At 73.2% G+C, this 24,210-nt stretch carries 19 protein-coding genes; 5 read left to right on the forward strand and 14 right to left on the reverse strand.

Going from position 1 to position 24,210, the window contains the following annotated elements; all coding sequences use genetic code 11:
• Positions 1-3: 3 nt before the first annotated feature.
• Together FXF68_RS43665 and FXF68_RS43670 are read right to left on the reverse strand one after the other, a co-directional pair.
• Positions 4-1,674: a serine/threonine-protein kinase gene (locus tag FXF68_RS43665; protein ID WP_187437756.1), complete on the reverse strand. Its 1,671-nt coding sequence runs from the start codon at positions 1,672-1,674 to the stop codon at positions 4-6.
• Positions 1,674-3,653, reverse strand: a complete 1,980-nt coding sequence (locus tag FXF68_RS43670) for a serine/threonine-protein kinase (RefSeq protein ID WP_246178355.1) — start codon at positions 3,651-3,653, stop codon at positions 1,674-1,676. The genes FXF68_RS43665 and FXF68_RS43670 overlap by 1 nt, the downstream gene beginning before the upstream one ends.
• A gap of 251 nt (positions 3,654-3,904) precedes the next feature.
• Between FXF68_RS43670 and lysX the strand changes: the two genes are divergently transcribed.
• Complete coding sequence (lysX, locus tag FXF68_RS06315) at positions 3,905-7,156, forward strand: bifunctional lysylphosphatidylglycerol synthetase/lysine--tRNA ligase LysX (RefSeq protein WP_148758224.1); 3,252 nt, start codon at positions 3,905-3,907, stop codon at positions 7,154-7,156.
• Here the strand turns inward: lysX and FXF68_RS06320 are convergent.
• Positions 7,153-7,683 carry a hypothetical protein gene (locus FXF68_RS06320; RefSeq protein ID WP_148757906.1) on the reverse strand — a complete coding sequence of 177 codons (531 nt, stop codon included), beginning with the start codon at positions 7,681-7,683 and terminating at the stop codon, positions 7,153-7,155. The two genes, lysX and FXF68_RS06320, sit on opposite strands and share 4 nt — an antisense overlap.
• A 116-nt stretch (positions 7,684-7,799) precedes the next feature.
• Here FXF68_RS06320 and FXF68_RS06325 point away from each other — a divergent pair, with 116 nt between their 5' ends.
• Complete coding sequence (locus tag FXF68_RS06325; protein WP_246178358.1) at positions 7,800-8,537, forward strand: DUF7873 family protein; 738 nt, start codon at positions 7,800-7,802, stop codon at positions 8,535-8,537.
• A gap of 325 nt (positions 8,538-8,862) precedes the next feature.
• Here FXF68_RS06325 and FXF68_RS06330 read toward each other — a convergent pair whose 3' ends face one another.
• From FXF68_RS06330 to FXF68_RS06350, 5 genes are all read right to left on the reverse strand, one after another.
• Positions 8,863-9,957, reverse strand: coding sequence for a winged helix DNA-binding domain-containing protein (locus FXF68_RS06330; protein WP_148757908.1), 1,095 nt, complete (start codon positions 9,955-9,957; stop codon positions 8,863-8,865).
• A 78-nt stretch (positions 9,958-10,035) separates the two neighbouring features.
• On the reverse strand, positions 10,036-13,758 hold the full coding sequence (locus tag FXF68_RS06335) for a DEAD/DEAH box helicase family protein (RefSeq protein WP_148757909.1): 3,723 nt from the start codon (positions 13,756-13,758) through the stop codon (positions 10,036-10,038).
• An 86-nt stretch (positions 13,759-13,844) separates the two neighbouring features.
• Positions 13,845-14,048, reverse strand: a complete 204-nt coding sequence (locus tag FXF68_RS06340; protein WP_067895774.1) for a PspC domain-containing protein — start codon at positions 14,046-14,048, stop codon at positions 13,845-13,847.
• 130 nt (positions 14,049-14,178) lie between these two features.
• Entirely contained in the window at positions 14,179-14,868 is a 690-nt protein-coding gene (locus FXF68_RS06345; protein ID WP_222869813.1) for an HAD family hydrolase, read from the reverse strand.
• Positions 14,865-15,518: an MBL fold metallo-hydrolase gene (locus FXF68_RS06350; protein ID WP_148757910.1), complete on the reverse strand. Its 654-nt coding sequence runs from the start codon at positions 15,516-15,518 to the stop codon at positions 14,865-14,867. The genes FXF68_RS06345 and FXF68_RS06350 overlap by 4 nt, the downstream gene beginning before the upstream one ends.
• Before the next feature lie 79 nt (positions 15,519-15,597).
• Between FXF68_RS06350 and FXF68_RS06355 the strand changes: the two genes are divergently transcribed.
• Positions 15,598-15,798, forward strand: a complete 201-nt coding sequence (locus FXF68_RS06355) for a hypothetical protein (protein WP_148757911.1) — start codon at positions 15,598-15,600, stop codon at positions 15,796-15,798.
• Between the two features lie 76 nt (positions 15,799-15,874).
• Here the strand turns inward: FXF68_RS06355 and FXF68_RS06360 are convergent, their stop codons facing one another.
• The 3 genes from FXF68_RS06360 to FXF68_RS06370 all read right to left on the reverse strand — a co-directional run bounded on the left by FXF68_RS06360 (position 15,875) and on the right by FXF68_RS06370 (position 18,026).
• A complete protein-coding gene (locus tag FXF68_RS06360; RefSeq protein WP_067895763.1) occupies positions 15,875-16,174 on the reverse strand; it encodes a Fe-S cluster assembly protein HesB in 300 nt (99 codons plus the stop codon).
• A gap of 93 nt (positions 16,175-16,267) precedes the next feature.
• Positions 16,268-17,227 carry an LLM class F420-dependent oxidoreductase gene (locus FXF68_RS06365; RefSeq protein WP_148757912.1) on the reverse strand — a complete coding sequence of 320 codons (960 nt, stop codon included), beginning with the start codon at positions 17,225-17,227 and terminating at the stop codon, positions 16,268-16,270.
• 31 nt (positions 17,228-17,258) lie between these two features.
• The gene (locus FXF68_RS06370; RefSeq protein WP_148757913.1) at positions 17,259-18,026 is read right to left on the reverse strand and encodes an SDR family oxidoreductase; all 768 of its coding nucleotides are present in this window, start codon (positions 18,024-18,026) and stop codon (positions 17,259-17,261) included.
• A gap of 174 nt (positions 18,027-18,200) precedes the next feature.
• Here FXF68_RS06370 and FXF68_RS06375 point away from each other — a divergent pair, with 174 nt between their 5' ends.
• Positions 18,201-18,650, forward strand: a complete 450-nt coding sequence (locus FXF68_RS06375; RefSeq protein WP_222869814.1) for a Zn-ribbon domain-containing OB-fold protein — start codon at positions 18,201-18,203, stop codon at positions 18,648-18,650.
• Positions 18,647-19,837, forward strand: coding sequence for a lipid-transfer protein (locus tag FXF68_RS06380; protein ID WP_148757914.1), 1,191 nt, complete (start codon positions 18,647-18,649; stop codon positions 19,835-19,837). Before FXF68_RS06375 ends, FXF68_RS06380 begins: the two co-directional genes overlap by 4 nt.
• Here the strand turns inward: FXF68_RS06380 and FXF68_RS06385 are convergent, their stop codons facing one another.
• The 3 genes from FXF68_RS06385 to FXF68_RS06395 form a co-directional block, all read right to left on the reverse strand.
• Entirely contained in the window at positions 19,838-21,487 is a 1,650-nt protein-coding gene (locus FXF68_RS06385) for a serine/threonine protein kinase (protein ID WP_187437758.1), read from the reverse strand.
• Positions 21,488-22,066: 579 nt separating this feature from the next.
• Positions 22,067-22,537, reverse strand: coding sequence for a MarR family winged helix-turn-helix transcriptional regulator (locus tag FXF68_RS06390; RefSeq protein ID WP_148757916.1), 471 nt, complete (start codon positions 22,535-22,537; stop codon positions 22,067-22,069).
• Positions 22,538-22,602: 65 nt separating this feature from the next.
• Positions 22,603-24,201, reverse strand: coding sequence for an acyl-CoA synthetase (locus tag FXF68_RS06395; protein WP_148757917.1), 1,599 nt, complete (start codon positions 24,199-24,201; stop codon positions 22,603-22,605).
• Between the last annotated feature and the right edge of the window lie 9 nt (positions 24,202-24,210).

Here is a 24,210-nt window from a genome sequence, read left to right on the forward strand (position 1 = left end):
TGGTCATCCCACCCCGGAGGGACGGAACGTGTCGAGAACATTCTTCACGAGTGTCTCGTTCTCGTTCCACTGGGACGCGGGAACCGCGACGATGACAGCGTACGCCCGGCCGTCCGCCATCACACCGCGGTCGCGCGCCCGGGTGAGGCCCCCCGACCGGGACCAGGTGAACTCGATGTCGGCGGCGGGCCGCCCCGCCACGCTGGTGCTGGTGATCGGCGCGACGCGCTGGAAGCCCTTGAGCTTGCCGTCCGCGATGGCCTCCCGCTCCCAGGTGACCCAGTGCTCGTAGGGGTCGCCGGTCCACGGGGTGCGGTCGACCTGGACGTAGGCGCTGGTCGCGGGATCGGTCCAGACGACGCTGTTGCCCTGCTCGGAGCGCCGCCACCCGCGCGGGACGCCGATCGTGTAGCCGGTGCCGCTCGCGGGGATCAGGCCGTCCGGGAGCGGCGTCCGCGGCGGGACGGACGGCGACGAGGGCGTCGTGCTCGGCGGCGTCTGCGCCTGAGGCGTCGTCGGCTGATCGATGACGGTCGGCGACTGGGACGCGCCCTGCGCGCCGCCGGACGTGCCGTCCGGCCACAGCAGGTACCCGGCGACCGCGAGGACCGCCGCCGCCACGACCGCGCCCGCCACGACTGGGACGATCGCCGACCGCCGCTTCGGTGCCGCCGCCGTCGTGTAGGCGGGCGTCCACTGGCCGCCGGTCCCCGGCGGGTACTGCGTGGTCATGTGGTCCGGCGGCGGGGGCACCGGCACCGAGACGGGCATCGGCGGGAAGGTCGGCGTCTGCCCGACCGGGGGGCCGTCCACCGAGGTGGCCTCGTGCGACGCGATCTGGACGGCGGCCAGCCCGGCGGCGTGCCCGTTCGCGATCGCCGCCAGCGCGTCCTCGGCCTCGGCGCCGCTCATCCGCCGGACCGGGTCGCGTTCGAGCAGCCCGGCGAGGACGGGCGCGAGCGGCCCCGCGTTCCGCGCCGGCGGGACGTCCTGCGTCATGATCGCGGCGAGCACGGCCATCGCGTCGCTGCGGTGGTGCGGGGCGCGGCCCTCGGTCGCGGCGTAGAGGGTCGCGCCGAGCGCCCACAGGTCGGACGCGGGGATCGCCGGGTCGCCGTTGATCCGCTCCGGCGACATGTACGCGGGCGAGCCCATCATCATCCCGGTGGCGGTGAGCGTCGCGTCGCCCGCCATCTGCGCGATGCCGAAGTCGGTGAGCACGGCGCGGTCGTCGTCGCCGACGAGCACGTTCGCGGGCTTCACGTCGCGGTGCAGGACGCCGATCGCGTGCGCGGCGCGCAGCGCGCCCGCGACCTGGCGGCCGATCGTCGCGACGCGGCCGGGCGGGAGCGGGCCGTCCTCGTCGACGATGTCCTGGAGGGAGCGGGCCCGGACCAGCTCCATGACGATCCAGGGGCGGCCGTCCTCGTCGACGACGTCGTGGACGGTCACCACGCCGGGATGGTTCAGCCGCGCGGACGCCCGGGCCTCCCGCAGGGTGCGGCGGTGCCGGTTGTCGCGCTCGTCGTCGCTCAGCCCGGCGGGCAGGACGACCTCCTTGACCGCGACCTCCCGGTCGAGGGTCTCGTCGCGGGCCCGCCACACGGTGCCCATGCCGCCGCGCCCGACCACGGACTCCAGCCGGTACCGACCGGCGAGGACGCGCCCCTCCATCAGTCGCCCGCGGGCGTGAAGAGGCGGTAGACGGGCTGCAGGTCGGCGTGGACCTCGCCCCAGTCCGCGTCGGGCGCGCAGAGCAGGATCGCGTAGCCGTGCCCGTTCGCGACGAAGCCGCGGTTCAGGATGTGCATGCGGCCGCCGTCCCCGTCGAAGGTGAACTCCCAGTCGGCCGACTTCTTGCCCTTTCCCGTGTCGGGGACGGGCGGGTGGTCGCCGGTCGGCCTGATGTCGATCTTCTTGTAGCCGCGGAAGCCGGCGCCGCCGCGCTCCTGCCGCCGCCAGTCGCCGATCGCGCTCTTGCCCGGATCGTCGGTCTGGTCGATCTGGATGTAGGTCCGGCGGCCGGGCGCGTAGTAGAAGTCGCCGCCGTTCCTGCGCTCGGGGCCCGTCCACTTCTCCGGGAGGGAGAGGCTGTAGCCGCTGCGGTCCTTGTGCGTCCGGTAGCCGGCGGGAATGCCGACGCCCGGCGTGCCGGTCGGCTTCGCCGAGGTGGGCGGCGCGGACGAGCCCTTGACGCCGGTCGCCGGGGTGGTCGCGCCCTCCTTGCGGGCCCGCTCGCCGCCCTTGCCGCCGCCGTTCGCCAGCGCGATCCCGGCGACGACCATGATGATGACCAGCACCACCGCCGCCACGATCAGCACGTTGCGGTTGGACGCGAGCACCGGACGCCCGCCGCCGCCACCGTGCGTCGTGGGCGGGAAGTGCGTCGCCTCGTGGTCGACCGCGCCGTGGTCGGCCGCGCCGTGGTCGGCCGCGCCGTGGTCGGACTTGCCGTGGCCACCGGACCCGTGCTTGAGCGCCCCGTGGCGGGCGGGCATCGTGCTGCCGACGGGCTCGGTCCGGGGACCGGAGCCCCGCCAGGACGACACGCGGTCGGGATCGGGCGTGGTCTCGTTCGGCCCCGCCTTCCCCGTGTTGCCCGCCTTGCCCGTCCTGCCCGCCGTCGCGGGCCCGGCCGCGGCGACGCCGGGCGGGATGTCGAAGCTGGTCAGCTGGTCGGGGCGGGCGCCCGCCGCCTCGGCCGCGGGCGGCTCCACGACCGTCTCGGCGGGCGATGCCGGGCCCGGGGCGGGGACAGGCGGGAGGTCGTCGGCCGTGTACTCGACGGCCATCGTGCGCTGCGTGTCGACGGTCTCCTGGCGGACGATGTCGTCCAGCAGCGCGCCCGCCTCGATGGCGCCCATCCGCTGGTCGGGGTTCTTCTGGAGCAGCCCCTCGATGACCGGGATGAGCCGTCCGCCCTTCTCCGGCGGGTCGGGCTCCTCGGAGATGACCGCGACCAGCGCCGCCATCGGCTCGGGCCGCTCGAACGGCGACTTGCCGTGCAGCATCGCGTACAGGGTCACGCCGAGCGACCACAGGTCGGACGCGGGCCCCGCGACACGCCCGCGCGCACGCTCCGGCGCGATGTAGGCGGGCGAGCCCATGACGAGGCCCGTCTGCGTGAGGGTGGCGTCGCCGGACGCGGTCGCGATGCCGAAGTCGGTGAGCACGGCGCGCTCCCCCATGCGCCCGGTGCCGGTGATGAGCACGTTGCTGGGCTTGACGTCGCGGTGCAGGACGCCGGCCTCGTGCGCGGCGTGCAGCGCGGCGAGCATCTGCCGCCCGATCTCGGCGGCGCGGCGGGCCTCCAGCGGGCCCTCCTGCTTGATCACCTGGTCGAGGGAGCGCGCCCTGATGAGCTCCATGATGATCCAGGGCCGGTCGTCCTCCTCGACGACGTCGTAGACGGTGACGACGCCGGGGTGGCCGAGCCGGGCCGCGGTGCGCGCCTCACGGAACGTGCGCTTGTGGTGGACGGCGCGTTCCTCATCGGTGAGACCATGCGGGAGGATGACCTCCTTCACCGCAACGTCACGACCGAGGACCTCATCGTGTGCCTGCCAGACCGTCCCCATGCCGCCCCGGCCGACCTGCGTCACCAGGCGGTAGCGGCGGGCGAGCAACCGCTCACCGGTGGGTTCATTTGGCATATCCGCGACCATATCGACTTTTGCTGACAACCTTGGACCGAGCTTGCAAGCCACATCCCCCTACTCGTACGACGTCCGGCCCCACCATGAGGTTCGCCGCCGGACGGGCACGCGCCGACGGAAGCGTGGTGGACGTGACACCCGTGACGAATAAGAAGGCAGCACCGCACGGCGACCGGGGGAACGCGCCGGGACGGGAACCGCACGATCCCCGCGCGCCGCGCGGCGGTCTGCGCGGCGAATGGGGACGGCTGATCCAGGCCGCACCGACGATCTTCTTCTGGTACACGCGCCTCTCCGGGATCCTCTCGCTCCTCGCGTGGGTCTCCTATGGTCTCATCCTCGAGATAGCCGATATCTGGGCGTTGCGCTGGATCGGCTACCTCGGCTGGTTCCCGAGCGTGCCGATCGGCCTCGTCTGGATCCTGCTGTCGATGGGGATCAGGCGGCGCAAGAAGGCCGCCTGGCGGATCCTCGTGGCGATCTTCTGCCTGCCCACCGCCCTCGGCGTGACGGCGCTGCTGACCACGCTGATCAGCCCGGAGAAGCCGACGCCGATCGGCCTGATCGTCAGCGCGGGCGTCTACCTCGCGGTGCTCGTCCTGCTGATCTCCGCGCGCGGCCAGTTCACCACGCTGCCGGACCGCGCGAACCGCAGGCTCGCCACGCTGGTGTTCATCGGCACGCTGATCGTGACCCTCGGGATCGGCACGCTGCTCGTCAACATGACCGACCGGAACCGGCACGGCGACCTCTGGACGCACCCGCTCTACGCGATCTCGCAGACCGTCCTCGGGCCGCGCGTCAGCGGCAAGCCGATCAACGTGAACGTCCCGTTCGCGGTGGACGCGATCCTCTGGGTGCTCGGCACGGGGCTGCTGCTCGTCACGTTCTGGGCGCTGTTCAAGCCGGGACGGCGCGACCCCGTCCTGAGCCCCAGGGAGGAGCTCGCCGCCCGCGCGCTGCTCGCCGAGTACGGCGACCAGGACTCCCTCGGATACTTCGCGCTGCGCCGCGACAAGGACATCATGGTCGCGCCGAACGGCAAGGCCGCCATCGCCTACCGGGTAGAGGGATCGGTCTCGCTCGCCAGCGGCGACCCGCTCGGCGACCCCGAGTCGTGGGACCAGGCGATCGAGGCGTGGCTCGCGGAGTGCCGCGCGCACGCCTGGATCCCGGGCGCGGTCAGCGTCGGGGAGCGCGCCGCGCACATCTACCGGCGGCACGGCTTCGACGCCCTCGAACTCGGCGACGAGGCGATCATCGACCTGACCGACTTCAACCTGGACGGACGGGAGATGCGGCAGGTCCGGCAGGCCGTCCGGCGGGTGGAGCGGGCCGGGTACAGCGTGCGGATCAGGCGGCACTCGCAGATCCCGGCGTGGGAGATGGCGAAGCTCATCCGCAGCGCGGACGCCTGGCGCGGCGACGACACCGAGCGCGGCTTCTCGATGGCGCTCGGCCGCCTCGGCGACCCGACCGACGGCCGCTGCGTCATGGTCGAGGCGTTCGACGCGGGGGGCGAGCTGCGCGGGCTGCTCAGCTTCGTCCCGTGGGGGCGGACGGGGCTGTCGCTCGACCTGATGCGCCGCGACCGGCTCGCCGAGAACGGCCTGAACGAGTACATGGTCGCGAAGCTCGCGGAGAAGGCGGCGGCGGTCGGCGCGCAGCAGCTCTCGCTGAACTTCGCGATGCTGCGCAAGGCGTTCGCGGAGGGCTCGTCGATCGGCGCCGGGCCGGTCGCGCGGCTCTACTACCGGTTCCTGTCGTTCGCGTCGAAGTTCTGGCAGCTCGAATCGCTGTACCTGGCGAACTCCAAGTACCTGCCGCACTGGCGGCCGCGCTACGTCTGCTACACGCACGGCCGGGACGTCCTGCGGCTCGGGCTCGCCTACGCCCGCGCCGAGGGGTTCCTGCCGAACCTGAACCGGCCGAAGCTGGACCGCGCCGCCGCGATGGTCCCGTCCGCCGACCTCGTCCAGCGGATCAAGGAGATCGAGGACGCGGCCGACGCCGCCCGCGCGCCGCAGCGGCGGCTGTCGGAGCAGGAGCGGGTCCGGCACGCCAAGCTCGACGAGATCCGCGCCGCCGGGATGGAGCCCTACGCGCTCGGCTTCGAGCGGACCGACTTCGCCGCCGGGATCCGCGAGCGGTTCGCCGGTCTCGCGCCGGACGCCCACACCGGGGAGCGGGTCGCGGTCGCCGGCCGGGTCGTCCTCGCCCGCGAGCACGGCAGGCTGATCTTCGTCACGCTGCGCGACGAGACCGCCGACCTCCAGGTCATGCTGACCGCGGACGCGCTCGGCGACGAGTCGCTGCGGCACTGGAAGAAGCTCATCGACCTCGGCGACCAGGTCGGGGTGCGCGGCGAGGTCGTCACGTCCCGGCGCGGCGAGCTGTCGGTGCGCGCCGAGTCGTGGACGCTCGCCGCCAAGTGCCTGCGGCCGCTGCCGAACAAGAGCACCGGGCTGTCCGACCCCGAGGCGCGGGTGCGGCAGCGGTACGTCGACTTCATCGTCAACGACGAGGCGCGCCGGATGCTGCGGATCCGCGGCGACGCGATCGCCGCCGTCCGGGACGGCCTGCGCGACCGCGGCTACCTCGAAGTCGAGACGCCGATGCTCCAGCCCGTCCACGGCGGCGCCGCCGCGCGGCCCTTCACGACCCGGATGAACGCGTACAACCTCCAGCTCTACCTGCGGATCGCGCCCGAGCTGTACCTGAAGCGGCTGCTCGTCGGGGGGGTCGGGCGCGTCTTCGAGCTGAACCGCAACTTCCGCAACGAGGGCGTCTCGCCGAAGCACAACCCCGAGTTCACGATGCTGGAGGCGTACGAGCCGTACGGCGACTACGACACGATGGCGGAGCTGACCCGCTCCCTCGTGACGGACGCGGCGCGGGCCGCGCTCGGCACCACGGTCGTCGTCCGGGACGGGGTCGAGCACGACCTCGCGGAGCCGTGGCGGCAGATCACCGTGTACGGGTCGGTGTCGGAGGCGCTGGGCGAGGAGGTCACCCCGGAGACCCCCGTCGCGGTCGCGCGCGCACACGCCGAGCGGTGCGGGCTGAACGCCGACCCGCAGTGGGGGCAGGGGAAGATCGTCCAGGAGCTGTTCGAGGCGCTGGTCGAGGGGACGCTGACCGCGCCGACGTTCGTCCGGGACTATCCGGCGGAGACGTCCCCGCTGACCCGGCCGCACCGCGCCGACCCGCGGCTCGCCGAGAAGTGGGACCTGATCGTCTTCGGGATGGAGCTCGGCACCGCCTACTCGGAGCTGATCGACCCGATCCTGCAGCGCCGGCGCCTCACCGAGCAGTCGCTCCAGGCGGCGGGCGGCGACCCGGAGGCCATGGAGCTGGACGAGGACTTCCTGCGCGCCCTGGAGTACGCGATGCCCCCGGCGGGCGGCATGGGCATGGGCATCGACCGGCTGCTGATCACGCTGACCGGGCGGAGCATCCGCGAGACGATCCCGTTCCCGCTGGTCCGGCCCGGTTCCTAGAGCGTGCGGGGGACGGGGCGGTAGCCCTGGGCGGCGAGCCAGCCGCGTGCCGCGCCGCGCCGGGCGTCCTCTCCCTCGGGGAGGGGCAGCGGCGGGATCGGCAGCCAGCGGTCCGAGTCGTCGGCCTCCTCGGCGGGGACGACGTCGCCGCGCTCCAGGTCGAGGAGGGAGCCGCCGTCGTCCAGCGCCGCCGCCACGGCGCCGAGGTCGGCGGGCAGCGGGACGAGCGGCGGCGCGGGACGGCCTCCGAGGGCGGCGGCGAGGTCGGCGGCCAGCTCGGCGTCGCCCGGCAGGCCGCGTGAGTTCAGCGCGTCGAGGCAGGCGCGGGCGAGCGGCTCGACGTCGGGCTCCGTGTGGGGCTCGGTGTCGGTCTTGCGGGTGGCCAGCGCGAAGACGAGCACGTCGCCCGCGTATTGCAGCACCGGCGCGAGCGGCCGTCCGCGCAGCGCGCCGAGCCCGGCGCGGCCGTCCCCGCGGTGTGCGGCGGCGCGCAGCCGCGCCAGCGATTCCCCGTCCCATTCGGTCACACGGACATTTGTACAGACTTCCTCTGACACTGGGTGGCGGTTCCGCCGGAAAAACCATTATGGATATTCGCCGGGCGTCCGTAGCGTTGACCATGTTCCTGACGGGAGAAGGTGAGATGACCATGGCAAAGCTCAACCAGATCATCGCCATTGAGAAAGGCGTGAAGGGCCGCGCGCAGCGCGAGGTCGCGGACGTTCTGCGGCTGCTCCAGAAGCCGGTGCTGCTGTCGGGCATCTCCCGCGTCTACCGTCCGAAGGACGAGGAGGGCGAGACCCTCCCGCCGGAGTCCACCAAGGTCCAGGTGAAGTCGGAGGACGCGCTCCGCGACGTCTCGAAGACGCTCACCCGGCTGTTCGACGTGGTCGCCACGAAGGACTGGGCGAACCGCGAGGCGAGCGCCGACGTCGTCGTCGACGGCAGGCCGATCCTGACCGGCGTCCCGGTCACCTACCTGCTGTTCCTGGAGAAGCAGCTCAACGAGCTGCACGCGGTCCTCGACAACCTGCCCGTCCTGGACGCGTCCGAGTCGTGGACCTACGACGAGGGCCAGGACGTGTGGCGCGCCGCGCCGGTCGAGACGTCCCGGACGAAGAAGGTCCCGCGGGCGCACGTCCTGTACGAGGCGACCGACAAGCACCCGGCGCAGGTCGAGACGTTCACCGAGGACGTGATCGTCGGCACCTGGACGAAGGTCGCGTTCTCCGGCGCGCTGCCCGCGCGCCGCCTGAACGAGCTGCGCGACCGGGTCGACCGGCTGCTGGCCGCGGTGAAGTACGCGCGTGAGGAGGCCAACACGGCGGAGGTCGACGACCGGCAGGTCGGCGACGCCGTCTTCGGCTACCTGTTCGCGTGACCCCGAGACTCCCCCGCTGGAGCGCGGGGGGCCGCGTCCCCGTGGACGCGGAAAGCTGAGGATGACGCTCAGTCTGAATACGCAAGCTCAGACTATCGCTCCAGGCTCAGCATTCGCCGTTCCCCACTGGCGGAGGCGACCGGTCTTTCCCGTAGTTGTCAGTTCGAATCTGACCCGCGGCTCTCGTGCCGCGGTAGCTCAACGGAAGAGCGCGGCGAAGGAAAACTGACCCGGCGCCTGTTCATCGCAGGTGGGCGCATTCGACGGCTTCCGGGCCCCGGGGATCGGGTAATCCCCGGGGCCCACCTGTCGCCATTCTTCGAGGTCACCCTGTCCAGGCGGTGATGCGCACCTCGTGCGCGGCGTCGGGGTCGGTGAACTCCAGGAGTCTCGCCGCCTCCGCCTCGACGGCCGGCTCGTCCGGGATCGGCGCGAACGCCTCGACGGTCAGGACGGCGCGGCCCGCCTTCCGGTCGTGCTTGAGCGTCCACAGGCCGTGGACGCGCCCGTCCACGAGGAGCGTCGGCTTGGTCTCCGACCCGACGCATACCCGTTTGCGGTGCTCGTCCGTCATCAGGCGGGTGCGGTCGGCGTAGGCGAGGACGAGGTTGTCGAACCCCGGCAGGAACCGGACGGGCGCGTCGCCGCCGCCGTCCGGCAGCGGGGCGTCGGGGAGGTCGAAGAGTTCGACGCCGTTCTCGTCCTGGTAGACGCGCAGGTCAGGGCGTAGTTCGTCGAAGACCTCGGCCATCCGGCGCAGGCCCGACCAGATCTGGAAGTCCTTGACGGAGGCGGGCCCGAACGCCGCCAGGTAGCGGCGGACCAGCCGCTCCGGCCGGGCCCGGTGGAACGGCCTGCCGATCCACTCCTCCGCGAGCGCGAACGGCGTGGCGCCGCCGACGTTCCACGTCCCGCTGGGCGGCGGGTGGACGACCGACAGCAGCGCCTGGACCGTCCAGCCGATGACCGTCCGGTCGCGGCCCGGCCACATCTCGGCGAGCCTCCCCGCGAGCTGCGGGCGGGTCATGACCTCGCCCTCCAGGAGCTTGCGCGCCGTGGCGGCCAGCTCGTCGAGGTCCCAGTCGCGGGTGGCGCCGCCGAACGCGCCCTGCCGCGCGCGCAGGATGCTCTCCTGGACGAGCGGCCGCAGCCACAGGTAGTCGTCGGCGAGGGCCATGTGCTGCGTCCCCCTGAGGATCGACCCGCGCACGACGTGCCGTGCGGTCATGAGGTCGGTGAGGTCGTCGCGCCGGAAGCCCGCCAGCCGCGTCCAGAGCGTGTAGTAGGGGACGTTGTTCTCCTGCGCCTGGAGCGCGACGAGATGCCGGACGGCGTCCAGCGCGGACATGTCGGCCCGCTCCAGGAGGTGCTGCCGCTCCAGCGCCGCCCGGTTGAGCGTCCGTCGATCCAGCGTCCGCATGAGCGCCCCCTTGAGACAGGAACAAAGCATTCCGTTCTACGATACCAGAACGGAATGCTCTATTCCCCTTGTGCGGAGCTAGCCGGAACCGGCCTGCTGCTCCCGATACGCCTCCACGGCGTAGCGAAGCCGGGCACCGACAAGGAGCGCTTCATCGTCCGGGCAGCCGAGCAGCCGGGTGACCAGCTCGACGATCTGCTCGTCGGTGAGATCCGGCTCGCGCGCGGCGATGCGTCCGACGATCTCGACCAGCTCGGGACGCTTGTAACTGACGATCGACCGCCCGCGCTTGACCTGCGCCGGAGCGTCGGAGGGCGGCGGCTGCTCTGTGCGGGGCGGAGGTCCGGGCTGCCCCCAGATCGCCGGAACGTCCGGACGGGTCTGCGTGGACGGCTCCTCGGCGGGCGGCGGCGGCCGACGCCCCGGCGCGTCCAACCGCCGAGGCGGCGGCCCACTCCCGGGCGCAGGCGCATTCCCCTCCCCCCGCCCGACACGCGGCGCGTCCAACCGCCGAGGCGGCAACTCACGCCCCCCACCACCACCCGCACCCTCCCGAACATCCGAACCCGCCTGCGCGGGCCGCGGAGGCTGCGCGGACTGCGGAGGTTGCGCCGATTGCGGAGGCCGTCCGGACTGCGCGGGCTGCGCAGGCTGTGTGAACTGTGGAGGCTGCGCGGGCCGTGCAGGCTGCGGGGACTGTGCGGGTTGCGGGGGGTTGACCGGCGCGGAGACTGGATTGGCGGCGGGCGGGCGGAGTTCGTCCGCGGTTGAGCGTGGGGCGGGTGGCGTCGGGGGCCGGTTCGGGACGCGTGGGGGTGGGCCTCCCGCGTCCAGCCGTCGGGGTGGCGCCTGCTCGGGCGGCGGTGTCTGCGTGGGTGGAGCTGGTGGGGTCGGGTCGTGGACCTCGGCGGGCTCTGTGGTCAGGGCGGTGAAGAGCGGTGCGGTCGGGGTTATCACGTCGTGCAGGTGGGCCGGGAGCAGGGTCGACGGGGGCAGGCCCTCCAAGGGTGGAAGCGCGGGGCCCGGCGGGCCGACGAGGATGATCCGGGGCGCGAGCCAGAGCAGGAAGAGGGCCTCCGCGCCCGCCTCGTGTTCGCCGTCCACGATCACGACGTCGAACGAGTCCGGGACGGGCGGCAGCGCCTCCGGGACGCGCCAGAGCGGCAGGATCCAGGCGGGGATGTCGCTGGACGCGGGCGGGTTCTCGCGGGCGGCCGTCCAGGCGCGGGCGGCGGCGAGGTCGGCGCGGACGTCGGCGAGCCGCGCCTCGGCCTCGGCGAGCGCCTCGCGAAGCCGGTCCGCCTCCGGGACGCTCCGCTCGGCGAGCCTGCGGGCGGCGGTCCGGGCCCAGGCCCACGCCTCGTCCCAGCGCCGGGCGCGGTCGTGCCAGGCGGGGTCCCCGTCGGTGGCGACCATCAGGTGCGCGAGGTCGGGATGCACGGCCCGGACCCGGGCGAGCAGCTCCTCGCAACGGATCTGCAGCGACCGCTCGTGCCTGGCCTCGGCGAGCGCGCCGAGCGCGCGGCCGTAGGCGGCGGCGTCGCGGTCGTCGATCGCGGCGAGCGCGGCGCGCAGCTCGGGCGGGTCGCCGGGGACGGCGGGCCCGATCGAGTCGCGCAGCGCGTCGAGGTCGGCGGCGGCGCGGTTGACGCCGAGCCCCTCCAGCGCGTTCTGCAGCGAGGACGCGTACCCGTGCCACTGCACCGGGTGCCCGAGCGGGACGGCGAGGCCGCTCCGCTCCAGCAGCGCCTTCGTCTTCTCCACGGCGGGCATCGCCTCCAGGACGCGGCCGAGCCGCGCGTGCGCCCGCAGGAACCGGGCGACGCGCTCGCCCGGCGGCAGGTCGGCGGGGAAGGAGATGCCCGCCGCCTCCCACACGTACTGGAGTTCGCGGCAGGTGATCCGCACCATGAGGTCGGTGTGCAGGAGGCCGAGCGCCTCCGCCGTCGCCGGCGCCGCGCCGTCCACGGTCACGGCGGCGAGCAGCGGCTCGGCCTGGCGCTGCGCGGCGGAGCGGAGCGGCCCGCGCTTGAGCGTCCCGCCGGCCGCGAGGTGGCCGCGCAGCTCGTGCGCGGCGGCGGCGACCGCGCGCAGGTCGGCGCCCGGCGGCAGCTCGATCCGGTGCCCGCGCAGCTCGCCGAGGGCGCGCTCGGCCCACTGGGCGCGGGCGGTCATCTCCGCGACCCGCGACCAGATCAGCGGGCGGCGCCCGGCGAGCGCGTCGCCGAACGCGCGGACGGCGAGGTCGGCGGAGTTCCAGCCGCCCGGGTGCCCGTCCAGGCCGAGGTCGCGCAGCGCCGCTTGGACGACGGAGGCGTTGCCGTCGAGCCGGGCGAGGAGCGTGACGTCGGCGTCCCGCAGCCGCCGGGACAGGTCGGTCCTGGACCGTTCGGCGCGCTCGGCGGCGGCGGACTCTGCGTCGATCAGCGTCCGGACGTAGGCGGCGCTCGGCAGCGCGCCCGGGTCGACGTCGCGCTGCTCGGTGCGGGCCTTGCGCTCGGGCGTCTCCTCCGCGAGCAGGACGACCAGCTCCGCCGCCTCCGCGCGGGAGATCGGCGGGCCCGCGGGCATGCCGTCCCGGACCGGCATCCACGACAGTTCGGGCGCCTCGCCGCGCAGCCGCTCGTCCGGCCGCTGCTCGGGGGCGTCCGCGTCGCCGCTCCGCACCCGTTCGCCGATCTCCGCGACCCGGCGGGCCGCCTCCCGCTCCTTCGCCGCGAGCGCGTCGAGGTCGGGGGCGGGTTCGGCGGCGCGGGCGCGGACGCCGTCGGCGACCCGGCCGGCCGTGGCGGGATCGGCGACGGTGAGGCCCGCGAGGCCGGGCGGGAGCGCGGCCCGCAGCGCGCCCGACGCGGCCGCGCCGGACGTCGCGACGAGCACCCGGTGCCCGCGCTGGAGCAGCCCGGCGAGCAGGTCGGGGACGGTCTCCGGCGCGCGTTCCGGGACGTGCATGACGTGCGGGCGGCGGCCCGGCGTGACGAGCCGGGCGAGGCCGTCCGGGACGCCGCGCACCAGCAGCCCGAGCAGCCGGGCGTGGTAGTCGGCGACGGCGGCCCGCCCCGGCGGCCGGACGACGAGCGCGGGCGCGAGCCTGACCCGCGGCACCGGCGAGGGCGCGCCCGGGTCGGGCGTCCAGTCCTCGCGGAAGTCGGCGGGGGCGGACAGCGCGACCGAGCACCATTTGCGCAGCACGTCCCCGGTCGAGGCGTTGAGCCCGAAGCCCTGCCCGGCCTGGACGGCGTCCGCCACCCACCCGGCGGGCCGGTAGACGGGGTGCCCGGCGAGCAGTTCCCGGTCGCGCAGGGTCGTGTGCCCGGCGAGGACGACGTCGATGCGCTCGGTCCGGTCGTCCACCACGATGCGGACGGGCGTGTTCAGCAGGTGGTCGTGCACGGCGGGCCGCCACGACAGCAGCCCGGTCGCGAGCACGACCTCCTGCCCGGACAGCTCGCGCAGGATCCGGTACCAGTTGCGGAGCGCGAGCCAGCCGTCGAACTCGTCCAGCACGACGGGCGGCGTCAGCGGGATGACCGGGACGCTGAACAGCACGTCGCCGGGCCCGGCGTCCGTCTCGACGTAGACGTCGCCGGGCAGCTCGCACAGCCAGTGGACGTGGTCGTGCCCGGACAGGTCGCGGGCCGGACGGCGCCGCGCCTGCGCGAGGTCGCGCAGGTAGCGCAGCAGCCGCGCCGCGTGCTCGGCGTCGCGACCTTCCGGAACCCCGCCCGGAATGCCGCCCGGAATCCCGCCGGGAACCTCGCCGGAATCCCGGCCCGGCCCCGGTCCGCCCTCCGCTGGCACCGCGGCTCCCTCCCTCCCGGGAAAGCTGGTGCCACGATCTAACACCCCCGGGCGGGCCTGGTCGAGCGCTATCGTTTGATCTTGTGTTACCGCGCGCCCGCGAGGTGGCGGTCCTCGTTCGGCATCATGACCCAGAGCACGAGGTAGACGACGAACTGCGGGCCCGGCAGCAGGCACGACAGCAGGAACAGGACCCGGACGGTCAACGGCGACATACCGAACCGTTGCGCGAGGCCCGCGCAGACGCCCGCGATCATGCGGCCGCGGCGCGGACGATAAAGGCCGTTCATCTCTGTTCTCTCCCCGATTCGTCGGACTGTTGTCGCGGCCGCGGAACTCGCGGCCACGACATCCACGCTACGAACCGGACACCAGCGCACGCATCGGCCGTTCGACCTGTTCGCGTCCCATACTCCGGGGCTAGGGGACGTCCCCTAGGGGCTCGGCGTTGTGGGCGGCGACGAGCTTGGGGAGGGCGGCGAGGTCGTCCAGGACGAACAGGCACCGGCTCAGCGCCTCCGGGTCGTCCTGGATGTGCCCCCACGGCCCGCGCCGCAGGAACGCGACCTGCATCCCGAACGCGAGCGCCGGACGGACGTCGTTGTCGACGCGGTCCCCGACGTACAGGACGCGGTCCGGGAGCACGTCCGCGAGTTCGGCGCAGCGCGCGAAGAACTCGGGGGACGGCTTGCTGACGCCCCACACGTCCGAGATCCCGACGACGTCGGCGTCCAGGCCGAGCGCGGCGATCTGACCGGCGGCCTCCACCGGCTGGTTGCCCGCGATTCCGACGTAGAGGCCCTGGTCGCGGAGGCCGGACAGGCAGGCCCGCGCGTCCGGGTACAGGTCGTCCGGGCCGAACCCGTTCGGGACGCCCGCCTCCGCCCTGGCCCGCTCCTCCGCCGCCAGGTCGAACCCGGGGCGGAAGTGCTCGAAGACGTCCATGTGGGAGCCGCCCGTCGCGAGCACCGCGCCGAGCTTGGCGAGGAACGTGTGCCGGGGGACGCCGAGCCAGTCGGCCCAGCGCCCGTAGATCTCGCCCTCGTTGATCAGCGTCTCCCCGACGTCCAGGAAGACGGCCCGGATCGCGGCCTCTCGGGGGACCGTCACGCGTCCGCCAGGTCGACCGAGGTACCGGGGACGAGCCGCTGGAAGTCCGCCCCGATCTCCTCCCCCGCCTTGGCTACGTGGTTGCCCATCACCGTGAGGCCGATGTCGTTCAGAAGCCCGTCGTGCACGACGAAGGCACGCTCGGGCCTGACTTCCCGCGCGTATGCGTACAGTTCCGGGATCTTCATCCAGGGCGCGTTGCCGGGCAGGCACAGCGTGGGGACGGGCTCCGCTGGGACGGTCAGCGCATCCCCTGGGTGGAAGACCTGGCCGTCGATGAGGAACCCGGTGTTCGGGATGGGCGGGACGTCCGGGTGCAGGATCTCGTGGTCCTCGCCGTAGACGTGGACGTCGAAGCCCGCGACGGTGACGGCGTCCCCGTGGCCGACCTGGTGGACGCGACCGCCGAGGTCGGCGAGGCTCTCGGCGACGGTACGGGAAGTCCACACCTCCAGCGCCGGACGCTCCGCCATCGCCTTGCGCAGCGCGTCGGCGTCGAAGTGGTCGAAGTGCTCGTGGGTGATGAGCACGGCGTCGGCGGCGGCGAGCGCGTCCGCGGCGCCGTCGCTGAACGCGCCGGGGTCGATGACGATCGTCCGGTCGTCCCTGGTGATCTGGACGCAGGCGTGTCCGAGCTTGGTGAGACGCATCCTCCGAGCCTTTCACGCGGCGCGCCCCGTCCCGCCGACCACCCCTGGCCCGGGTGGCCGATCTGCGAGACTGGCGGGCGTGACGACCCCGCCTTCGCCCGACTCCCCGGACGCGGAACGGCCGTCCCGGGAGGAGTTGGACCGGCAGGTGCGCGACCGCTACGGAACCTGGCGCGACCAGCCGCGCGGGCTGGCCTGCGCGGTCGTCGCCGCGTTCCTGGTCCTCACCACGGTGGCGTTCGCGCTCGCCGCGATCGCCGTCATCGAGGCCATGTACTGAAAGCGGCCCGTATGACACGGAGCCGGAGCGCCCCGCCTGGTGCGCTCCGGCTCCGCCTTCCCCTCTTGTGGCTCAGTCAGGTAGGGGTCCCCCCGGTCCCCTCCGCGATGGTGAACGCCACGTCGCCCTGCGGGTCGACCTGCGCGTCGAGGGTCTTGTCGTCGAGCATCTGGGCGACACCGGCTTCCAGGTACACCTTCGCGCCCTCCTCCTCGACGACCTGGTCGCCGGCTTCGGGGGCGGGGGCCACGGAGAGCCGCAGGGCGTCCGAGCCGTCGAGCCCGGGCTCGATGCGGATGCCGGTGTCCGGCGGAAGCTCCGGGTTCGCGGTCACGGTTCGGATGACCTGCACGGCACCGTCGGTCAGCGTGAGCACGATCAGCTCCTCACGTCTTCATTCTCGGATCGGATCTGCCCCACCCTCCCCGATCCTCACACCGGCAAACATGCGAGCCGTATCCGAACGGTTTCAGTCCGCGTCCGGCGCCAGCGCCCGCACCGCCTCGGCCGGGGACAGCCCGCCGCCCGGGACGACGGCGAGCACCGGCGTCGTCAGGCCGTTCGCCCCGTACTCCCGGACGCGGGCCCGGCACTCGGCGGGCGTCCCGTGCACGAGCAGGTCGTCGACGACCTCGTCCGGGATCGCGGCCAGCGCCGCCTTGCGGTCGCCCGCCGCCCACGCCTCGTGCATCGGACGCAGCGCCTCGCCGCGTCCGAGCCACTCGTGGAACGCCCGGTACACGGGGACGGTCAGGTACGCGGCGATCATCCAGCGGCCGATCGCGCGGGCCTCCGCCGCGTCGCCGGTCGGGCAGACGAACAGCCGCGCGATCAGCTCGGGCCCGTCGCCCAGCACGCCCCGCACCACGGGGACGTCCCGCGGCGCCAGCCAGTTGGTGATCGCGCCGTCCGCCTCGCGGGCGGCGAGCCGCAGCATGCCGGGACGCAGCGCCGCCAGCACCACCGGCGGCGGCGTCGCGGGCGGGGTCTCCAGCTTGAAGCCCCGGACGGCGAACGTCTCGTACTCCTCCTTGACCTTCTCTCCCGCGAGCGCCCTGCGGAGGAAGCGGAGGGTGTCGCGGGTCCGCTGGTAGGGCTGCTCGAACCGGATGCCGTTCCAGCGCTCGACGATCGTGTCGGACGACGTCCCGATGCCGAGGACGAACCGACCCGGCGCGAGGTCGGCGAGCGTCGCGGCGTGCTGGGCGAGCAGCGCCGGGCCGCGCGTGTAGACCGGCACGATCGCGGAGCCGAGCCGCACCTCGGGGCCCCACTGGGAGGCGAGCGCGAGGGGGGTGAAGGCGTCCGCCCCGGCGACCTCGGCGCTCCAGGCGTCGGTGTAGCCGAGCCCTGCCAGCCCGGCGACGACCTCGCGGTGCTCGGCCAGCGGAAGGCCGGTCAACGGAATGGTGATCCCCCAGCGGTTCATGCGCGCCTCCTTGGGTGTCAGGCGAGGGACGTCAGGCGAGTGACGGGCGGACGGTGACGCCGCCGTCCACGACCAGGGTCTGCCCGGTCATCCAGGACGAGGCGTCCCCGGCGAGGAAGACGGCGGCGTTCGCGATGTCCTCGGGCTCGCCGAGCCGTCCGAGCGGCGTGGCCTTGCTGATCTCCGCCTCGTTCGGCTCCCAGAGGGCGCGGGCGAGATGGGTCTTGACCAGGCCGGGCGCGATGCAGTTCACGCGGACCTTCGGCGCCAGCTCCATCGCGAACTGCTTGCTGAGGTGGATCACGGCCGCCTTGGTCGCGTTGTAGTAGCCGATCCCGTGCTCGGTGATCAGGCCGCCGACCGACGCGATGTTGATGATCGCGCCGCCGCGCTCGGCGAGCGAGGCGCGCAGCGCGAGCTTCGTCCAGGTGATGACCGCGAACTGGTTGACCTCGACGGTCTTGGCCGCGGCGGCGGGCTCGATGTCGGCCATCGGCCCGTAGTAGGGGTTCGTCCCGGCGTTGTTGACGAGGACGTCGAGGGCGCCGAACTCGGCGACGGCGGCGTCCACGCACGCGGCGGCCTGGTCGGCGTCGCCGACGTGCGCGGCCTTCGCGAGCACCCCGGCGTCCGGGTGGGCCCGGGAGATCTCCTCGGCGACCTCGTCCAGCGCCTCCTGCTTGCGCGAGGACAGGACGACGTTCGCGCCCTCGGCGGCGAGCGCCGTCGCGATCGCCTTCCCGATGCCCCGGGACGCCCCGGTGACCAGGGCCGTCTTGCCTTGCAGTCCAGTCCGCATCCGAACTCTCCCTACCGGTGCGCATCCGAGGCGCGGCATCACCAGAATCCGACTCGGTTCACTGTAGCGAGGTGACTGACGGGTCAGTCAGCGGGTCTTCGATGCGCCCGGGCCACATTCTTTCTAACGATTGTTTGATTGGTACAGTGCGCCCAGAGAGACGAGGAGGGCCGCGTGACCACTACCAAGGAACGCCGTCCGGCGATCGACGGCTGGTTCGGGACGGCCGAGGGCGGGGTGCGGCTGCTCGGGACGCGGTGCGCGTCCTGCGGGACGCCGTACTTCCCGCGCAACGAGCTGGCCTGCCGCAACCCGCGCTGCGCCGGGCCGAAGGACGGCTCCGAGCTGGAGCCGTACGCGCTCTCCGGGCGCGGCCGCGTCTGGTCCTACGCCGACTCGCGGTACAAGCCGCCGCCCCCGTACGTCTCGCCGGAGCCGTTCGTCCCGTACACGGTCGCGGCCGTCGAACTGGAGGCCGAGCGGATGGTCGTCCTCGGGCAGGTCGCGCCCGGGTACACGGTCGACGACCTCGCCGTCGGCATGGAGGTCGAGCTGACCGAGGGCGTCCTGTACGAGGACGACGACGCCGAGTACACCGTGTGGATGTGGAGGCCCGTCCGATGAGCCGCGATGTCGCCGTGCTGGGCGCGGGCATGCACCCGTGGGGGAAATGGGGACGGAACTTCGTCGAGTACGGGCTCGCGGCGGCGCGGGCGGCGCTCGCCGACGCCGGGCTGGCGTGGCCGGACGTCCAGTACGTGGCGGGCGCGGACACGATCCGCAACGGGTATCCGGGGTTCATCGCCGGGGCGACGTTCGCGCAGGCGCTCGGCTGGACGGGCGCCCGCGTCTCGTCCAGCTACGCGGCGTGCGCGTCGGGCGCGCAGGCCGTCGACACGGCGCGGGCGCGGATCCTCGCCGGACTCTGCGACGTCGCGCTGGTGGTCGGCGCCGACGCCGCGCCGAAGGGCTTCTTCAAGCCGGTCGGCGGGGACCGGCCGGACGACCCGGACTGGCTGCGGTTCCGGCTGCTCGGCGCGACGAACCCGCTGTACTTCGCGCTGTACGCGCGCCGCCGGATGGCCGTGCACGGCGCGACCCCGGAGGACTTCGCCGCCGTGAAGGTCAAGAACGCGCGGCACGGGCTCGCGAACCCGAACGCCCGGTACCGCAAGGAGGTGACGCTGGAGGACGTCCGCGCGTCCGCCGTCGTCGCGGACCCGCTGCGCCTCCTCGACATCTGCGCCACCAGCGACGGCGGCGCGGCGCTCGTCCTGTCGTCGGTGGAGTTCGCGCGGCGGCACGGCGTCGCCGACCCGGTCCGGATCTCCGGGCTGTCGACGGTGACGCCGACGTTCCCGAAGACCGTCCTCGACCTGCCGGACTTCGCGACCGACTCCGCGACGGCCGTGCCGGAGCCGGAGCGCCCGTTCCGCTCCGCGCTCGCGCACGCCGCCTACGAGGAGGCCGGGATCGGGCCGGACGACCTGTCGCTCGCCGAGGTGTACGACCTGTCCACGGCCCTCGAACTCGACTGGTACGAGGACATCGGCCTGTGCGAGCCCGGCGGCGCCGAGGAGCTGCTGCGGTCGGGCGCGACGACGCTCGGCGGGCGCGTCCCGGTGAACCCGAGCGGCGGGCTCGCGTCGTTCGGCGAGGCGATCCCGGCGCAGGCGATCGCGCAGGTCTGCGAGCTGACCTGGCAGTTGCGCGGGCAGGCCGACGGCCGCCAGGTCGAGGGCGCGCGGACGGGCATCGCCGTGAACCAGGGCCTGTTCGGGCACGGCTCGGCGGTCGTCGCCGTCCGCTAGCTACTTGACGGTGAACCCGTCGCAGCCGATGTAGAAGGCGTCGCCGTTCGGACGGACGTGGAACCACACGATCGTCCAGACGCCGGGGAACAGCGGGCCCGTCCCGCCCTGCGAACCGCGCCAGTTGAAGTCGTCCGGGTAGGTGAGGTCCAGGCCGTTGCTGCCTGCCTCCTCACCCTCGGGATACAGGTGCGGCTTGCTGTTCACCCACGCCGGGCCCGCGCTGCCGGACGGCCCCGGATCACGGACCTGCGCGGCGATGTAGTAGCCGTTCGGCCGGTCGTACTTGATGCGCGCGGTGAACGTGACGGACTTCTTCGTGTACGGCTCGCGCGGCGCCGATACCTGCAACTGGGAGGAGACCCGCTCGTCCTCCTTCTCGGGCTTGATCGCGGGCAGGCAGGTGTAGTCCTTCTGCGAGAACTTGGTCATCTGGTAGTCCATGGTGGGCTGCTTGACGAAGATCTCGTCCGGCGGGCGTCCGTCCGGGCCGGGCGTCCGGCCGCCCGCAGGGGAACTCGCGGGCGTCGTCGGCGAACCGCCGCCCTGGACGCCCTGACCTGCCCGGGCTCCCTGGGCTCCGCCTCCGCCGCCGGTCGCGCCGTTCCCCTCGCCCGAGCCGCCGTCCTGGAAGACGGCCCGCGCGGCGAACGCGCCGCCGAGGACGACCGCGACCACCCCGGCGCCCGCCGCGATGACGGCGGCGCGGGAGCGCAGGCCCGTCCGGCCCGTGACGGTCGTCCTGGTGCGCTCCGGCGGGACGAGCCCGGACGTCGCCGCGTCCGCGACGCTGACCGGCGCCGGCCGCGGCGCGCCGACGAACCGCCGGTAGTCGGGATCGTCCGCGATCGCGACCGTGGACGCGGCGATCTCCAGCAGCCGGGCCGGCGTGATCCGGGCACCCGGGTCCTTCTCCGCGCAGAGCCGGACCAGCTCCGCCACCCGCGGGTCGGCGCCGTCGAGGTCGATCTCGCCGCTCAGCGTGCGGTGGATGATCGCCTCGATGCGCCCGCCGCCGAACGGCGGGCGCCCGGTGGCGGCGTAGGCGATGGTCCCGGCGAGGGAGAACACGTCCGACGCGGGCACCGGCTCCTGCTCCCGCACGACCTCCGGCGCGACGTAGCCGGGCGTGCCGTTCCACGCCCCCGTCTGGGTGATCTGCGTCTGCCCCTCGCCCCGCGCGATGCCGAAGTCGATCAGGCGCGGGCCGTCCGGGGCGAGGATCACGTTGCCGGGCTTCAGGTCGCGATGCTGGACGCCCTGCCCGTGGATCTCCAGCAGCCCCTGGGCGAGGGCGGCGAGCAGCCGCAGGCAGGTGTCCGGCGGCAGCGGCCCGTGCTCGGCGACGGCCTGCCGGAGCGTCGGCCCGGGGACGTACTCGGTGGCGAGCCAGTACGGCGGCGCGTCCAGCCCGGCGCCGACCATCGCCGCCGCGAACCGGCTGCGGACCCGCTCGGCGGTCGCAACCTCGCGGCGGAAGCGGGCGAGCGCCTGCGGGCCCTCGAAGCCCTCGCGGATGACCTTCAGCGCGATATGCCGTCCGCCGCCGGTCAGCCCCAGGTACACCTGGCCCATGCCGCCCGCGCCGATGCGCGCGATGAGGGGGTAGCCGCCGATCTCCGCAGGGTCTTCGGGACGCAGTGGTTCCACGTCGAAAAGCCGTCCTCTCACCGGGGGGATGCCGCGCATGATTTCATTCCGGACCGCCGCACGGCCACTCGCGACGCCCCGATCCGACCCGACTGTCCAAAATAGGGCGATGTGACCGAAATCACCGCCTCTAACCCGTGTGACCTGCGGTGGAGCGGTGAGCGTGGTAAGTGTCACCGTCCGAGCGGATCCCGCGAAGCCTCCGGATGGGGTTGAACCCGCACTGACTGTCAGTCCGGGTTTCTGGGAGGCGGGGATCGACCACGCCCCGGCGGCTGACTCCGGGGACGGCCGCCGCGGCCGGGGGGACCGCCGCGACCGTCCCCGGACTGTGTCTGCCCAGGGGGGCGACCCCCTGGAACCCCCGTTGCGGCGCAGGCGGTATTTACCCAGGGGGGCGCCCCCCTGGAACCCCCGTTGCGGCGCAGGCGATCCTCACGTCGCCCTTGCGGTCTGTCTTGCCTGTTGCGGGCGTGTGGGCGTCGCTGCGGTCGTCTGCGCCGGCGGGTCGGGCGGCCTCCGGCGCTGGGGCGCCTCCGGCCGCCCGACCCGTGGCGGTGGTTGCTCTTCGCTTGCGCCTTAGGGGAGTTTGCGGATTTCTTCGATCACCGCTGGCATTACCTCGTTGTTGTGGCGGATCCAGTCGAGGAGGACTGCTATCTGCTCGTCCGTGTAGGTCTCTAGGCGGTCTCGGAAGGCTCGGGCTATCGGCTCGAAGTAGCGGCCGAACTGGGCCACGTTCTCCTCCACCAGCTCGACGATCACGCGGCGGCGGTCGTCGGGGTCGCGGGTGCGGCGGACGTACCCGGCGCGCTCCAGCCGGTCGATGACCGCGGTGATCGCGCCGCCGGTGGTGATGCCCATGAGCTGCGCGAGCTGCCCCGGCGTCTGCGGGCCGTCCAGCGTCAGGGCGTTGACGCACTGCGCGTCGGTGACGTTCATGCCCGCCTTGCTCGCGGTGGCATGGTGCAGCAGCACCGTGAACATCGTGCTGCGCTGCATCGCCATTTGCAGCTCGCCCGCCATCCGCTCGCGTTCCGGGGTCGACACGCCCTGCCCTCACTTTTCTCTCATGACGAGACACTCATTTCAAGAGCGACTCTCCACGGGAGATTCTAGTGGGCGGGGCCGGGGCGGGGCCAGGTGGGGCTCTCCTCGGCGATCCGCTTCGCCCAGCGGTAGTCGGCCTTCCCGGCGGGCGACCGCTTCATCTCCGCGACGAAGGCGTACACGCGCGGCACCTTGTAGCCGGACAGCTCCTTGCGGCAGTGGGCGTCCAGGTCCTCGGGAGATGGCGCCTCCTTTGATGGCTGGACGATTGCGGCGACCTTGTTGCCCCAGCGTTGGTCGGGGACCCCTGTCACCACGGCGTCGTACACGCCGGGATGGCCCTTGAGGACGGCCTCGACCTCTTCCGGGAACACCTTCTCGCCGCCGGTGTTGATCGCCTGCGAGCCGCGTCCGTAGACGGCGATCGACCCGTCCGCCTCGACCGTGGCGATGTCGCCGGTGAGGAGCCAGCGGCGGCCGTCCACGATCGGGAACGTCTTCGCGGTCTTCTCCGGGTCGTTGTAGTAGCCGAGCGCGATGTGTCCCGTGCGGGCGACCTGGCCGATGACGCCTGAACCCGGCTCGACGGGGCGGAACGCGTCGTCTAGGACGGTGACGTCGTTGACGTCCGGCGCGAATCGCAGGCCCTTCTCGGGGGTGGACCCGGCGACGGCCTCGGCCGTCGAGCCTGACTCGGTCGAGCCGAACCGGTCCAGGATCATCGTGTTCGGGAGGAGCGTCTGGACGCGGTCGCGGACGGTTCCGGTGAAGATCGCGCCGGTCGAGACGAAGGCGAAGAGGGAGGACGTGTCGTAGTCGGTTCGGGCCAGCTCGTCCGCCATCGGGATCGCCATCGCGTCACCCGTGATCGTCAGCGAGTTGACCTTCTCGCGCTCGATCGTCCGCCACACGTCGGCGGCGTCGAACTTGCGGGTGTAGACGAGTGTCGCGCCCATGAACCAGGCGATCCACGACGCGACCTGCGCCGCGCCGTGCATCAGCGGCGGGATGGGCATCATCGTGAGGGGGCCGCCGGTCCTGGCCATCTCGACGATGTCCTCGGGTTTTGTGGGACGTGGGAGCGTCGGGTTCCAGAACGCGAACAGGAGCTCCTCGGTCGTCCACATGACGCCCTTCGGCATGCCCGTCGTCCCGCCGGTGTAGATGATGTAGCGGTCGGTGGCGGAGCGCTTCGGGAGGCCGTCGCGGGTGGGGTTCGCGGTTTTCAGTGCTTCGTCGTAGGCGATCGCTTGGTGGAGTGATGGGGTGCCGCCTACGGCGATCAGGTGTTTCAGGGTGGGTGCGTCGGCGGCGGTCGCGGCGACCCGGTCCTCGAACTCGACGTCGTACAGGAGCGCCACGCTGTCCGAGTCGCGGTACACGTAGAGCAGTTCGCTCTCCACGTACCGGTAGTTGACGTTGATGGGGACGGCCCTGATCTTGAGTGTGGCGATCAGCGCGGCCGCGTACTCGACGCCGTTGTAGAGCTGGACGGCGACGTGCTCCCCCGGACGGACGCCCGCGTCCCTCAGGTGGTGGGCGAGGCGGTTGGCGTGCTCGTCCAGCTCCGCGTAGGTGAGCCGCCGGTCGCCGCAGACAAGCGCCACGCGCTCGGCGATGGCGTCCGCGACTCCCTCGAACAGGTCAGCGTGGTTGTACTCCATCGGGCGCCC

Origin of the sequence: Actinomadura decatromicini, from assembly GCF_008121305.1 — a bacterium.
Classification (GTDB): Bacteria; Actinomycetota; Actinomycetes; order Streptosporangiales; family Streptosporangiaceae; genus Spirillospora; species Spirillospora syzygii.

Bases quoted from the DNA above. Each gene is read 5' to 3' on its own strand.
- FXF68_RS43665 (WP_187437756.1), bottom strand. From the start codon at position 1,674: ATGGAGGGGCGCGTCCTCGCCGGTCGGTACCGGCTGGAGTCCGTGGTC.
- FXF68_RS06370 (WP_148757913.1), bottom strand. From the start codon at position 18,026: ATGCGGACTGGACTGCAAGGCAAGACGGCCCTGGTCACCGGGGCGTCC.
- FXF68_RS06325 (WP_246178358.1), top strand. From the start codon at position 7,800: ATGACCATGGCAAAGCTCAACCAGATCATCGCCATTGAGAAAGGCGTG.
- FXF68_RS06350 (WP_148757910.1), bottom strand. From the start codon at position 15,518: ATGCGTCTCACCAAGCTCGGACACGCCTGCGTCCAGATCACCAGGGAC.
- FXF68_RS06365 (WP_148757912.1), bottom strand. From the start codon at position 17,227: ATGAACCGCTGGGGGATCACCATTCCGTTGACCGGCCTTCCGCTGGCC.
- FXF68_RS06380 (WP_148757914.1), top strand. From the start codon at position 18,647: ATGAGCCGCGATGTCGCCGTGCTGGGCGCGGGCATGCACCCGTGGGGG.
- FXF68_RS43670 (WP_246178355.1), bottom strand. From the start codon at position 3,653: ATGCCAAATGAACCCACCGGTGAGCGGTTGCTCGCCCGCCGCTACCGC.
- FXF68_RS06340 (WP_067895774.1), bottom strand. From the start codon at position 14,048: ATGAACGGCCTTTATCGTCCGCGCCGCGGCCGCATGATCGCGGGCGTC.
- FXF68_RS06330 (WP_148757908.1), bottom strand. From the start codon at position 9,957: ATGCGGACGCTGGATCGACGGACGCTCAACCGGGCGGCGCTGGAGCGG.
- FXF68_RS06395 (WP_148757917.1), bottom strand. From the start codon at position 24,201: ATGGAGTACAACCACGCTGACCTGTTCGAGGGAGTCGCGGACGCCATC.